At 66.0% G+C, this 11,801-nt stretch carries 15 protein-coding genes; 14 read left to right on the plus strand and 1 reads right to left on the minus strand.

Features of this window, described 5'->3' with window-relative positions:
- The first annotated feature begins 71 nt into the window (after positions 1-71).
- From EDC64_RS06295 to EDC64_RS06330, 9 genes are all read left to right on the plus strand, one after another.
- Entirely contained in the window at positions 72-1,265 is a 1,194-nt protein-coding gene (locus EDC64_RS06295) for a DUF932 domain-containing protein (RefSeq protein ID WP_132030395.1), read from the plus strand.
- Positions 1,266-1,431: 166 nt separating this feature from the next.
- A complete protein-coding gene (locus EDC64_RS06300; protein WP_132030396.1) occupies positions 1,432-3,495 on the plus strand; it encodes a ParB/RepB/Spo0J family partition protein in 2,064 nt (687 codons plus the stop codon).
- A gap of 69 nt (positions 3,496-3,564) precedes the next feature.
- Entirely contained in the window at positions 3,565-4,599 is a 1,035-nt protein-coding gene (locus EDC64_RS06305) for a DUF7146 domain-containing protein (protein WP_132030397.1), read from the plus strand.
- Between the two features lie 316 nt (positions 4,600-4,915).
- A complete protein-coding gene (locus tag EDC64_RS06310; protein ID WP_132030398.1) occupies positions 4,916-5,842 on the plus strand; it encodes a DUF2493 domain-containing protein in 927 nt (308 codons plus the stop codon).
- 85 nt (positions 5,843-5,927) lie between these two features.
- On the plus strand, positions 5,928-6,182 hold the full coding sequence (locus EDC64_RS06315; RefSeq protein ID WP_132030399.1) for a FitA-like ribbon-helix-helix domain-containing protein: 255 nt from the start codon (positions 5,928-5,930) through the stop codon (positions 6,180-6,182).
- Positions 6,179-6,601: a type II toxin-antitoxin system VapC family toxin gene (locus EDC64_RS06320; RefSeq protein WP_132030400.1), complete on the plus strand. Its 423-nt coding sequence runs from the start codon at positions 6,179-6,181 to the stop codon at positions 6,599-6,601. The genes EDC64_RS06315 and EDC64_RS06320 overlap by 4 nt, the downstream gene beginning before the upstream one ends.
- A 282-nt stretch (positions 6,602-6,883) precedes the next feature.
- Entirely contained in the window at positions 6,884-7,051 is a 168-nt protein-coding gene (locus EDC64_RS23455) for a hypothetical protein (protein ID WP_165933656.1), read from the plus strand.
- A 117-nt stretch (positions 7,052-7,168) separates the two neighbouring features.
- A complete protein-coding gene (locus tag EDC64_RS06325; protein ID WP_132030401.1) occupies positions 7,169-7,609 on the plus strand; it encodes a hypothetical protein in 441 nt (146 codons plus the stop codon).
- A gap of 629 nt (positions 7,610-8,238) precedes the next feature.
- Positions 8,239-8,565, plus strand: coding sequence for a DUF736 domain-containing protein (locus EDC64_RS06330; protein WP_132030402.1), 327 nt, complete (start codon positions 8,239-8,241; stop codon positions 8,563-8,565).
- 83 nt (positions 8,566-8,648) lie between these two features.
- Here EDC64_RS06330 and EDC64_RS06335 read toward each other — a convergent pair whose 3' ends face one another.
- The gene (locus EDC64_RS06335) at positions 8,649-8,897 is read right to left on the minus strand and encodes a helix-turn-helix domain-containing protein (RefSeq protein WP_132030403.1); all 249 of its coding nucleotides are present in this window, start codon (positions 8,895-8,897) and stop codon (positions 8,649-8,651) included.
- A 248-nt stretch (positions 8,898-9,145) separates the two neighbouring features.
- Here EDC64_RS06335 and EDC64_RS06340 point away from each other — a divergent pair, with 248 nt between their 5' ends.
- From EDC64_RS06340 to EDC64_RS06355, 5 genes are all read left to right on the plus strand, one after another.
- Complete coding sequence (locus tag EDC64_RS06340; RefSeq protein ID WP_132030438.1) at positions 9,146-9,412, plus strand: DNA -binding domain-containing protein; 267 nt, start codon at positions 9,146-9,148, stop codon at positions 9,410-9,412.
- Positions 9,413-9,530: 118 nt separating this feature from the next.
- A complete protein-coding gene (locus tag EDC64_RS23805; RefSeq protein WP_245504560.1) occupies positions 9,531-9,872 on the plus strand; it encodes a transcriptional regulator domain-containing protein in 342 nt (113 codons plus the stop codon).
- Positions 9,826-10,263, plus strand: coding sequence for a DUF2285 domain-containing protein (locus tag EDC64_RS06345; RefSeq protein ID WP_420808949.1), 438 nt, complete (start codon positions 9,826-9,828; stop codon positions 10,261-10,263). The genes EDC64_RS23805 and EDC64_RS06345 overlap by 47 nt, the downstream gene beginning before the upstream one ends.
- 122 nt (positions 10,264-10,385) lie before the next feature.
- Positions 10,386-10,667, plus strand: a complete 282-nt coding sequence (locus EDC64_RS06350) for a helix-turn-helix transcriptional regulator (protein ID WP_132030405.1) — start codon at positions 10,386-10,388, stop codon at positions 10,665-10,667.
- 10 nt (positions 10,668-10,677) lie between these two features.
- A complete protein-coding gene (locus EDC64_RS06355; protein ID WP_132030439.1) occupies positions 10,678-11,751 on the plus strand; it encodes a replication initiator protein A in 1,074 nt (357 codons plus the stop codon).
- The last annotated feature ends 50 nt before the right edge of the window (positions 11,752-11,801 follow it).

Here is an 11,801-nt window from a genome sequence, read left to right on the forward strand (position 1 = left end):
TCTGGATTTCCGTGACGGGTTGAGGGCCGAGAGAGAGAGTCTTCCGGCGCCCGTCATGGAGGGTGATCCCCATGAACATGCAGGTTCTGGATGCCGGTCGTGATGCCAGCGGCGGCTACAAGGTGGATGTCACGCGCGGCGGGCGGGTCGGGCGCGTGTCGTCGGAATGGTTCTCCCGGCCGGATGACGAACGCTTCCTGTCGCTCGACGAACTGGCCGCGATGGTGCGGGGCCGGGCCGATCACAGCCGGTCGCGCCTCGTTGAGACGTCCCGCATCCATGTGGAGGCGAGCCGCTCCAATGCCGAGCGGCTGGCGCTGGTGCTGCCCGGGGCGGATGCACCTGTCGAGCCGAACCATTGGTCCTTCGGCCAGCTCGCTGCCCAGATCGGGGCACCGGCCGCCTATCTGCGTCAGCTTCCCGCCGCACTGGCTGGCATCAACCTGCAATATGGGCTGACCGCGCACCGCGCCGAGCAGATCAAGACGTTCGAAACGACCAATGGCCGCGTCGAGCTGCGCGCCGTGACCGGGCCGGACTATGGCCGGATCTATGATCACGAGCTGGTCGAGGCGGTTCAGCGCATCGCCGGCAACGGCACAGGCGACACGCGCTGGAAGGTGCCGGGCGTGCTCGATTGGTCGACGGGCGTCTATAATCCGCGCGTCGACATCACCAAGGACACGACGACGCTTTATGCGTCCGACCGCGACGTATTCCTGTTCCTGGTCGACGATCTCAACCCCATCGAAGCCGGGCGTTTGCCCGACGGCGCGCCGGACCTTTATTTCCGGGGCTTCTATTGCTGGAACTCGGAGGTGGGCGCCAAGACGCTCGGCATCGCGAGTTTCTATCTGCGTGCCGTCTGCCAGAACCGCAATCTCTGGGGTGTCGAGGATTTCCAGGAGATCACCATCCGCCACTCCAAATACGCGGCCTCCCGCTTTGCCCATGAGGCGGCGCCGGCCCTGACCCGCTTCGCCAATTCCTCGCCCATGCCCTTCGTCAACGGCATCAAGGCCGCACGGGAGAAGATCGTCGCGCGCACCGACGAGGACCGCAGCGACTTCCTGCGCAACCGGGGCTTCTCCAAGGCGGAGACGGCCAAGATCATCGACACGGTGCTGGCCGAGGAAGGGCGCAAGCCCGAGAGCATCTTTGACTTCGTGCAGGGCATCACCGCGGTCGCACGCGACAAGCCGCACCAGGATGCAAGGCTAGACCTCGAGGGCCGGGCCAAGAAGCTGCTCGATCGAGCCGCCTGACTTACGTAAAGCCGGAGATGCGGACATCCGTGTCTCCGGCTTTGCGCTTTTGCGGATCTGCGGTTCTGCGGCGTCGCCCTCCAGAGTGAGAGGGAGGCGCTGCGCTTCGTGACGGGTTGGAGGCCGAGAGAGAGGCTCTTGGCCGCCCGTCGCGGAGGTGCCTTCCATGGCGACCAATGTTCAGAAGATCACGCTCTCGCCCTCGCGTGACATCCCCTTCAACAAGCTCCTGCTCAGCCAGTCGAACGTCCGGCGCATCAAAGCCGGCGTCTCGATCGAGGAACTGGCCGAGGACATCGCCCGCCGTGGCCTGCTGCAGGGCCTCAGCGTCCGGCCTGTCGTCGACGACGCCGGTATCGAGACCGGCATGTTCGAGATCCCGGCCGGCGGGCGGCGCTACCGGGCGCTGGAATTGCTGGTGAAGCAGAAGCGCCTCGCCAGGACCGCACCGGTGCCCTGCGTCATCCGAGAGGGCGGCATCGCCGAGGAGGATTCGCTCGCCGAGAATGTCCAGCGCGCGCCGCTGCATCCGCTCGACCAGTTCCGCGCATTTCTGGCGCTGCGCGAGAAGGGGCAGTCCGAGGAAGAGATCGCCGCCGCCTTCTTCGTCTCCGTCGGCGTGGTCAAGCAGCGCCTCAAGCTCGCCTCGGTCTCGCCGGTGCTGCTGGAGGTCTATGCCGAGAACGGCATGACGCTCGACCAGCTCATGGCCTTCACCGTTTCCGGCGACCATGCGCGCCAGGAACGGGTCTTCGAGCGGATGAAGACCTCCTATGACAAGCAGCCCTATGCCATCCGCCGCATGCTGACCGAGGGTGCTGTCCGCGCCTGTGACAAGCGCGCCCAGTTCATAGGCCTCGAGGCCTATGTCGAGACCGGCGGCACCGTCCTGCGCGACCTGTTCCAGGGCGATGATGGCGGCTGGCTGCAGGATGTCGCGCTGGTCGACCGGCTGGTGGCCCGGAAGCTGAAGGCAGAGGCCGACGTTGTCGCCGCCGAGGGCTGGAAATGGGTCGAGATGGCGCCCGACTTCGCCTATGGCCACACCTACGGCTTGCGCCAGCTTCGTGGTGAGACCATCCCGCTCACCGCCGAAGAGGAAGCCAGCCGCGGCGCCCTGCAGGCGGAATATGATCGCCTGTCCGCGGAATACGCCGAGGCGGATGATCTGCCGGAGGAGGTCGATGTGCGGCTCGGCGAGATCGAGACGGCGATCGAAGCCTTCGAGGCGCGTCCGATCACCTTCGATCCGCTGGATGTGGCGCGCGCCGGCGCCTTCGTCAGCATTGGCCATGACGGCGCATTGCGCATTGAGCGCGGCTATGTGCGGCCCGAGGACGAACTACCGGTCGAGCTTGAAGTCGTCACGGAAGACGCCGGCCCGCACGTTGGCGCGGTTGCGGCCATGCGTACCGGCGAGGCCGTCATGGCAGATGCGCCGATGCCCGAGCCCGAGGAGGATGAAGGGCTGTCTGCGCTCTCGGACCGGCTGATGACCGAGCTGACCTCGCACCGCACGCTCGGCCTGCGCCAGGCGCTGGGCGAACGGCCGGACGTCGCCTTCCTCGCCGCCCTGCATGCCCTGACGCTGAAGAGTTTCTACCGCTACGGCTCGGATAGCTGCCTCGAACTCGACCTGAAGAGCGTGGCGTTCAGCGCACAGGCGCCGGGGCTGAACGACAGCGCCTCGGCTGCGGCGATCCACGCCCGGCATGAGGGCTGGGCCAAGCTTCTGCCCAAGGACTCGACCGATCTCTGGGAAGCTCTGCACGACTGGGACAGCGACAGCCGCTCCGGCCTGTTCGCCCATGTGGTGAGCCTGTCGGTGAATGCTGTTCATGAAGCCTGGAACCGGCGCCCCCGCGCGCTCAACCATGCCGATCAACTCGCCCGCGCCGTTGGCCTCGATATGGCGGCAGCCGGGTGGAAGCCGACCGTGGACAATTTTCTTGGCCGGGTCACCAAGGCCCGCATTCTGCAGGCGGTGAGCGAGGCGAAGGGCGCGCGCGCTGCGGAGTGCATCGCGCACCTGAAGAAGGGCGACATGGCCCGCGAGGCCGAAGCGCTGCTGGCCGATACCGGCTGGCTGCCCGAACCGCTGCGCGGCTCTGAACCCGCAGTTGGCGATGAAACGGCGGCGCAGGACGGCACAACGGCCATGGGCGAAGACGAAAGCCTTGAGGATACTGAGGACACCACGGACATCCCCCCTGCCGTGGCGGCGGAGTAACCCTCAACACGATCCTGAACCTCGGCCCGCCGGCTCTGTCGGCGGGCCTTTGTTTTTGAAAAGCTCGCCATGTCCGGGATTGCTCACGATCTGTCGCACAGGCTCGCTGATCGGGCCGAAGCCGTCTGCCGTCACTATCTCTCCAATGGGCGCCGGGAGGGCCGTTACTGGCTCGTCGGCGATATCAGAAACACGCCCGGCCGCTCGCTCTTTGTCCGGCTCCAGGCATCCGCGAAGGGGCCGGCGGGTAAATGGACCGATGCCGCCACCGGCGAACATGGCGATCTTCTCGACATAATCCGCGGATCATCGGGCCTCACCGACTTCGCTGACGTTGCCGACGAAGCGCGCAGCTTTCTCAGCCTGCCGCATTTCGAACCGGAGCCGACATCACCTCGTCGCGGTATCACGCCGGCCCCGTCTGGATCGGGCGAAGCAGCAAGGCGTCTGTTCGCCATGTCGCGGCCGATCGACGGGACCCTCGCAGAAACGTATCTGCGTCGACGCGGCATTACGCTTCTGCACGGAACCGGCAATCTGCGCTTCCATCCACGCTGCTACTATAAGCCCGACCACGGCCCGACCGAGACCTGGCCCGCCATGATCGCCGCCGTCACCGATCTCGCCGGCAGGATCACCGGCATACACCGCACCTGGCTCGCCCCGGACGGCTCCGACAAGGCTCCGGTCGACACGCCGCGCAAGGCGATGGGGGATCTGCTTGGGTCTACCGTTCGCATCGGCGTGCCCGACAGCGTGATGGCGGCGGGCGAAGGCATCGAGACGATTCTGTCGATCCGGCAGGTCCTGCCCAACATGGCTATGGCACCGGCGCTCTCCGCCGCACATCTGGCCGCCATCCTGTTCCCGCCTGCCCTGAGGCGGCTCTACATCGTCAGCGACAAGGATCCGGCAGGCGACGCCGCGCGGGACACGCTGATCGAACGGGCGAACGCCGAGGGTATCGAGGCTATTCCATTGTCGCCAGCTCTCGGGGACTTCAACGAGGATCTCCAGCGGCTCGGTATGGATGCCCTCCGGATGGGTGTTCGGGTGCAACTCGCCCCGGAAGACGTCTTGCGGTTCATGAGCCTGATCTCATAGCCGGAAAGGGCTGAACCGTGAGACGTTGCTGCCATACCCGCAAGGATGCGTCAGCCCGCGGAAAAGGACCGCGCCTTGCGCCTTCGAGAGGGCGATCGGCCGTCAGCCGGTGCGGATCGGCAATGGCTGCCGCCAACGATTTTCCGGCGCGGCCTTCGGGCCGCTTTCCATCGCGAGGCAAAATCGCCGGCTTACCGCCATCCTCCGCTGCCGCTGCGGCCCTATCGCTTCGCTCCGGGTGCAGGTCCGTCCCGCCCGACGGCTTCGTCGCCATGAAGGCCGCAACGGCAAGCGGTCCAAACCGACGGAGCATCCCATGAGCGCGCATGACGACCACGAGCCGCACCACGTGTCATCTCCGACCGACCACCTGATCCAGGAATTGCAGCTCCACGGTTACCGTCCTTCCGAGGACGAACGCGACCAGCGCCCGCCACCTCAGGACCGCCTCATCGAAGGCGCCATCGCCGACATCTTCGACGCCTTGGTCGCAACGATTACCGACACCAGCCTCGATGCCGAGCTTCCCGATCTCCTCTGGTCGACCGTCAACATGTTCCACCGCGCCGTGGACCGGATCGAACAGAAGCTCGACGACAACGAGCAGACCCAGAAGCAGCTTCAGCGTGAACAGGACGGCTCGGAGGTGAAGTCCCTCGAGCTCGAGCGCCTGATCGACATCGGCATGAACCTGATCGGCCGGCGCGACGGCATGGAAACCTTCCGCGAGGCCGCCGCCGACCGCTACCGTATCGCCACCGGCTCTCCCTGGACACCACGCGCCGGATCACGGGTCAACCATCGGCACCTCACCGCATCGCTGATCGATAGCCGGGATTTCCTCGCCGCCCGGCGGCGCGCGGATAACGAGGTGCTCGTGCCCGCCGGGCCAAAGATCGCCTTCTCGGGCGGGGACACCGCTGATCACAGGCAGATCTGGGCCAAGCTCGATCAGATCCACGCCAAGCACCCGGACATGGTGCTGCTGCATGGTGGCTCGCCCAAAGGCGCCGAAAAGATCGCATCTCTCTGGGCTGACAGCCGCAAGGTGCCGCAGGTGGCCTTCAAGCCTGACTGGACGAAGCACGCCAAGGCTGCCCCCTTCAAGCGCAATGACCAGATGCTGAACGTGGTGCCAATCGGCGTCGTGATCTTCCCCGGCACCGGCATTCAGGACAATCTGGCCGACAAGGCCCGCAAGATGGGCATCCCGGTCTATCGGTTCGGCTCTGGCGGCGCATAAGCGCCGCCGCAAGCCTGCACATTGAATGTGATGGCAATTTCTATATTTTGCTATCAACGCTATCAGCCTTACTGGAGGCGCCATCATGCCCGCCGTGACGATCCGCAACCTCTCCGAGGCAACGCACCGTGCCCTCAAGGTGCGCGCGGCCCAGCATGGCCGAAGCACCGAAGCCGAGATGCGCGAGATCCTAGAGACCGCCGTTCGCCCTGACACGCGCCTCCGGCTCGGAACGGCGCTCGCGGAACGCAGCCGCCGCCTCGGCCTGACCAATGAGGACGTCGATGCCCTCAGCCCGGCGCGTGACAGGACGCCTGCCGAGCCCATGAGCTTCGAATGATCCTTCTCGACACCAACGTCATCTCGGAGGCGATGAAGCCCACGCCCGACGACACCGTGCGGTCGTGGCTCGACGAGCAGGCGGCCGAGACGCTCTATCTCTCCAGCGTCACGATTGCCGAACTGTTGTACGGCATCGGTGCGCTGCCCGCGGGCAAGCGCAAAGACCGGCTAACCGAAGCCCTGGACGGGGTGATGGAACTATTCGCCGATCGTATCCTGCCGTTCGATATCGCTGCCGCACGACACTATGCCGACCTCGCCGTGAAAGCGCGCACGGCTGGCAAGGGCTTTCCGACGCCCGACGGCTATATAGCCGCAATCGCAGCCTCTCGGGGCTTCGCTGTGGCCACGCGCGATACCAGCGCCTTCCATGCCGCCGGTGTGGCGGTCATCAATCCTTGGAACGTGGACCGCTGACGACCTGCCACAGTCAGCACGTGTTGAACCTGGCAACGCTGCGGAAGCGACCTGCGCAGTAACCCGCCATCACGGTCTCCTGACCGGACGACCATCCACGCTTCACGACGCTGATCCTTGGGTCCAGCCGATGGCCTGACGCCATCAACCCATGAAGGGTCGGACGACGCTGTGCGTGCCGCCGCTCCGGCTACGCCTGACGCGGTGATCGCGGCCAGCGGCCGGCCCTTTCGGGCGCCTGTCAGCGGGGGATGGACCTCCGCTCGCGCAGGAGCCAGGTCGATGTCCGCCCAGATCGCTCACGCCTTCGCCTTCAGCCTCGCCACCACCCTGATGGCCACCGTCGTCATCTTCCGCGCCGGCGACGGCACGCTCTCCGTCACCCCGGCTGCCGAATATGACGGCGAAGAAGCCGCGATCGTCCGCGAAATCGACCCCTTCGCCTCCTGAGAGGCAAACAGGCGGCCATGAACGGCGGAGACGGCGTGCGCTCTTGCTCTGACGCCAATCCCGCCGGTGCATCGTGGTGGTGGAGGCGCTTCGATCTGATTTTATGGAGCCGCCCCCATGATCTTCATCGGCATTCTCCTCAGCATGGCGACGATCGCATTCCTCTGCTGGCTGCTCTTCACGCTGGGGGTATTCGCGTTGCCGCTGTTTGCGGGCATCACGGCGGGCACATGGGCCTATGGCACCGGCGCCGGATGGCTCGGCGTTCTTGTTGTCGGCCTTGCCGCCGCTGGCCTGACTTACGGCCTCGGCCAGTTCCTGTTCGCGATCGTCCGCCCGATCTGGGCGCGCCTGCTCATCGCCGCCGCATTCGTCGTCCCGGCCGCGGTGGCGGGCTTCCACGCCACCCATGGCATCGTGAAGCACACCATGCCCTCGCAGACGTGGCAGATGGTGTTTTCGATCCTCGGAGCCAGCGTGGTTGGCATTGTCGCCTTCGTGCGGATCACCGGAAGGAAGGCGTTCCGCCCTTCTGACGGGCAAAGCTCCCCTCCCTGACGCCGCGATAGCCGTTCGGCGCACCAGACAGCGAACGGCATATCGTCCGCGTCAACCGGCTGGCCGGGAGGGAGCTGAGATCCGGCGCGCCGGCTTCGCCCTCTAATGCGGCAAGATTGGTGCGCGTGGAGGACGGCGGCCGCGTCGCAGCCGAAAGACCCCTCGGGGCGGAGCATTCGGGTCGTTGGCGGGACGGGGAATGCGCAGCTTGGCCAAGCTCAGGGTATCGTCCGCCGATGCTAGCCGGTAGGGTCTCTATATCCGGCGCGAGGCCAAACCATCTCCCTCATCCATCCGCCCGTGCCCGCTCCATACGGCCTCTTCAATGGCCTGATCTGGCCGAAGGACGGCTGCGCCTCGGGCGCCTATGCCACAACGGCTGGTCCCGACTTTCTTCCCCTGCCGACGCCCACCCCGCGCGCTGCGCGGGACCCCGGATCGCCGTCATTCCTCTCGCAGCAACAAAGTCGCGCCTGTGCCGTCCTCCGCTGCGCTGCGGTCGCAATCCTCACCCCATCGCGCCAGCGCGACGGGGACCCCGAGGCGATGTGGCGTCGCTCGCCTCCGGCCTCTCGATCGCCATCGAGGCCGCAATGGTGCGGGCTCAGAAGACAGGACGGAGATAGAACATGGCCACCATCGGCACCTTCAAGAAGACCGGCACCAACGAGTTCACCGGCGACATCGTCACCCTCGGCGTGCAGGCCCGGGGCGTGCGCATCATCCCCGACACCCGCGCCAGCGGCGAGAACGCCCCCAGCCACCGGGTCCTGGTCGGCCGCGCCGAGATCGGGGCCGCCTGGTCCAAGCGCTCCACCGAGGGCCGCGACTATCTGGGCCTCAAGCTCGACGATCCGAGCTTCACGGCCGCCATCTACGCCAACCTCTTCGATGACGAGGACGGCGAGAATTTCTCCCTCATCTGGTCCCGCCCCAACGGGCGACGCAGCGACTGACGTGCGGGCTGCGCCCCCGGCCGGCAAGGCCGGGGGCGCTCTCCATCGGCAAGAGGCCAGTATCGCAATGGGATAACCGAGCTCTACTTGTCGTCCTTAGGATCGATCTCGGCCGGCTCTGTCGGCGGACGCAGAAGCAGGTCGGAGGCCTCGACGCCGAGAACCGAGGCGAGCCGCTGCACCACATCGATGCTGGCGTTGTAAACGCACCGCTCAAGCGAACTGATATAGGTGCGATCAATGTCCGCGAGGTGCGCAAGCTCCTCCTGCGACAGCCCCTTGGCCAGCCGCAAGGCCTTCAGATTGCGCGCGAACACCTCTCGGATCTCCATGGCCGAGAGAGCAGTCGCTTGATGAGTATTTCACCACGGAGTATTCTCTACATCCTCGCGATCTCGGCTCGTGCGGTGGTCGCTTGATCCCGCGCGCCGTTGGTGCCAAGAGGCCATGGATCAGGTGTGCGCACCGGCGACGCCGCGTTCGGCTTTATGATCACCCATGATAGAATGATCCCAAATTGCAGCCCCACGCCGTCGCCGACGGCTTGGCTTGCGACAGAAGAAACGGCAGCCTGCGGGGGATGGACGTGGCCAAGGCGTTTGATGACAAGGCGCCGTCCGGTCAGGAACTGACCGCCTATGACCGCACCCATATCAAGCTCTATATGCGCCTCCTCGACGCGACCACTGAGGGAGCCGACTGGCAGGAAGTGGTGGTCGTTCTGTTCGGGATTGATCCGGCGCAGGAGCCTGCCCGCGCCCGCGCGGTGCATGACAGCCATCTGGAGCGCGCCCGCTGGCTCGCCCAGACAGGCTATCGCGATCTGCTCCCACATCGCATCAACTGAAGAGCCCCGGTCCAGGTGATGCGCGCGCCGCATCACCTGTTGCCTGTGAGGTGAGTTCTGCCCGGCGATACAATCTTCAATTGATGACCCCACGGCATGCACCGTCTGGGAGTCGCTCATGAAGCCCGATACGTCGCGCTGGCGAGACAGTCGGACCTACGACTATTTCGATGATCTCTCGGTGGAGGGATTGGCCTGGGAGTGCCTGAGGCGGGATCCATCCTACCAGCAGGCGTATCGGGACCTTGTGGGCGCCGAGAGAGCGGATGCACCTCTCCCGGCCGAGGCCGAACATCTCTGGGGGTTGCGATGTCCCCGCGAAACCCTCGCTCCCCGCGACCCGTCAGCCCGTCCACTGGTCCCCGCGGATCAATCCGGCCGTCACCGTCCTCACCGAGCTTCCCGACCATCTGCTGAGCACGGGCACGGCGCCGCACGCTGCGCCTGCCGAACCACCTGATCATGCGGCTTCGCCGCACCTTCTGCTTCCCGGCGTTGAACCCGGCGCACCGATCGCCGCCCTGATCCCCCTCGACGACCATCTGCCCGGCCGTATCGAGGCCCTGAACCGCCTCTGGCATGCGCACCGTGGGAAGCCCTTGCCACCCGACACCCGCATGACTTGCCAGCAGCGCGGACGCTTGCGGCTCATGCTTCAAGCCTGCGACGGACGAAACCGGGGCGCTAGCTACCGCGCCATCGCCGAGGCCATCTTCGGCACTGAGCGTGTCGCGGCCGATCCCTGGAAGACATCTCCCTTGCGCGACCGCGTCATCGGCCTGGTGGAAGGCGGCACCGGGCTGATCGCCGGCGGCTATCTGCGGCTGTTCCGTCATCGCCGCCGGGCGTGACGGGGTGGGGATTTTAGCCCCCCAATCTTCCCCATCCCTCCCGACATTCCTCCTCCGCCACCGTGGTCACCGTCCGCCGCCGCACTCCGGCGGCTCCCGCCACGCCCACGAAGGCCCGCTCCATGCGACCCGATCTCGCCACCCTCCCGCCGCGCTACCTGCGCACCAAAGAAGCCGCCGAGTTTCTCAGCCTGTCAGCCCGCACGCTTGAGAAGCACCGCACCTACGGCACCGGCCCCGCTTATCGCAAGCTGGGCGGACGCGTCGTCTATTCCATCGACGACCTCCAGACCTGGACCGAGCGCGGCGCGGTCACCTCGACATCCGATCCGCGCGGCTCCGTCCTGCCGGCCAAGCGCCACGCGCTTGCCGCAGGTTCGTTCGCTGGCCGCGCCGCGCGCTGAACGCACCACCATGGCGGCGCGGCATCACAGCCTTTCGGAGCGCGGACAGCTCGATCTGTTTCGCGCCTTGCCAGGCGACTTCGCGCCACGAGATGCGCAGGATCTCATGGCCTATCCCTTCTTCTCCCTCTCCAAGACGCCGCGCGTCGCGCCGATCGATTTCCGAACCGGCAGCATCGCCATCCGGGTAGAGGCCGTGCCCGACCACGGCATGGCGACGATATGGGACGCCGACATTCTCATCTGGGCCGCGAGCCAGATCGTTGAAGCCCGCGACGCGGGGTTGCGCACCTCGCGCCTGATGGCGGCGACACCCTATGAGATCCTCACCTTTGTCGGGCGCGGCACTTCCCTGCGCGACTATCAGCGCCTCAAGGCCGCGCTCGACCGCCTCCAGTCGACGACGGTGTCGACCACCATCCGCCAGCCGGCGGAGGGACGCCGGCACCGCTTCTCCTGGATCAATGAATGGCAGGAGCGCACCGACCGCAACGGCCGGCCCGATGGCGTCGACCTCATCCTGCCGGACTGGTTCTACCGCGCCGTGCTCGACGACGCGCTCGTGCTCACCATAGACCGCACCTATTTCGGGCTGACGGGCGGGCTGGAGCGCTGGCTCTATCGGCTGGTGCGCAAGCATGGCGGGCGGCAGCAGGACGGGTGGCGGTTCGATTTCCGGCACCTGCACCAGAAGTCGGGCAGCCTGTCGCCGTTCAAGCGCTTCGCCTTCGAGCTCAGGGATCTGATCCGGCGCCAGCCACTTCCCGGCTACATGCTGTTCGTTGAGGTGGAGGTCAGCGGCCGGCTGCTGCTCGCCTTCGAGCCAGCCGCGCCCTGTGGACAACCTGTGGATAGCCTCGTGCTATCGGGAACCCGAACTATCGTGCCATCGGGAACCGGTGCCTCGTGCTATCAGGAACCCAAACAGGCCTTAACCCACGGTTCTGCATCAGGAAATCGCGCCCTTAACTTAGAGTCTAACCCAGAATCTAACTTTAAGAGGCGCGCGAGCGCTTTTGTGAGCGCCGCAGATCATCGCTGTCAGTTTTCCGCAAAGCGAAGACTGGGGGTGATCGGTGACTGATCTTCCCCTTAAAGCGGAGACTCGTTTTCCCTTAATCGTAGACTGGAGCA

It is taken from the genome of Aquabacter spiritensis (assembly GCF_004346185.1).
In the GTDB taxonomy this organism is placed as follows: domain Bacteria; phylum Pseudomonadota; class Alphaproteobacteria; order Rhizobiales; family Xanthobacteraceae; genus Aquabacter; species Aquabacter spiritensis.

Bases quoted from the DNA above. Each gene is read 5' to 3' on its own strand.
- EDC64_RS06330 (WP_132030402.1), top strand. From the start codon at position 8,239: ATGGCCACCATCGGCACCTTCAAGAAGACCGGCACCAACGAGTTCACC.
- EDC64_RS06335 (WP_132030403.1), bottom strand. From the start codon at position 8,897: ATGGAGATCCGAGAGGTGTTCGCGCGCAATCTGAAGGCCTTGCGGCTG.
- EDC64_RS06305 (WP_132030397.1), top strand. From the start codon at position 3,565: ATGTCCGGGATTGCTCACGATCTGTCGCACAGGCTCGCTGATCGGGCC.
- EDC64_RS06310 (WP_132030398.1), top strand. From the start codon at position 4,916: ATGAGCGCGCATGACGACCACGAGCCGCACCACGTGTCATCTCCGACC.
- EDC64_RS06340 (WP_132030438.1), top strand. From the start codon at position 9,146: ATGGACGTGGCCAAGGCGTTTGATGACAAGGCGCCGTCCGGTCAGGAA.
- EDC64_RS06350 (WP_132030405.1), top strand. From the start codon at position 10,386: ATGCGACCCGATCTCGCCACCCTCCCGCCGCGCTACCTGCGCACCAAA.
- EDC64_RS06325 (WP_132030401.1), top strand. From the start codon at position 7,169: ATGATCTTCATCGGCATTCTCCTCAGCATGGCGACGATCGCATTCCTC.
- EDC64_RS23455 (WP_165933656.1), top strand. From the start codon at position 6,884: ATGTCCGCCCAGATCGCTCACGCCTTCGCCTTCAGCCTCGCCACCACC.
- EDC64_RS06315 (WP_132030399.1), top strand. From the start codon at position 5,928: ATGCCCGCCGTGACGATCCGCAACCTCTCCGAGGCAACGCACCGTGCC.
- EDC64_RS06300 (WP_132030396.1), top strand. From the start codon at position 1,432: ATGGCGACCAATGTTCAGAAGATCACGCTCTCGCCCTCGCGTGACATC.
- EDC64_RS06355 (WP_132030439.1), top strand. From the start codon at position 10,678: ATGGCGGCGCGGCATCACAGCCTTTCGGAGCGCGGACAGCTCGATCTG.
- EDC64_RS23805 (WP_245504560.1), top strand. From the start codon at position 9,531: ATGAAGCCCGATACGTCGCGCTGGCGAGACAGTCGGACCTACGACTAT.
- EDC64_RS06320 (WP_132030400.1), top strand. From the start codon at position 6,179: ATGATCCTTCTCGACACCAACGTCATCTCGGAGGCGATGAAGCCCACG.
- EDC64_RS06295 (WP_132030395.1), top strand. From the start codon at position 72: ATGAACATGCAGGTTCTGGATGCCGGTCGTGATGCCAGCGGCGGCTAC.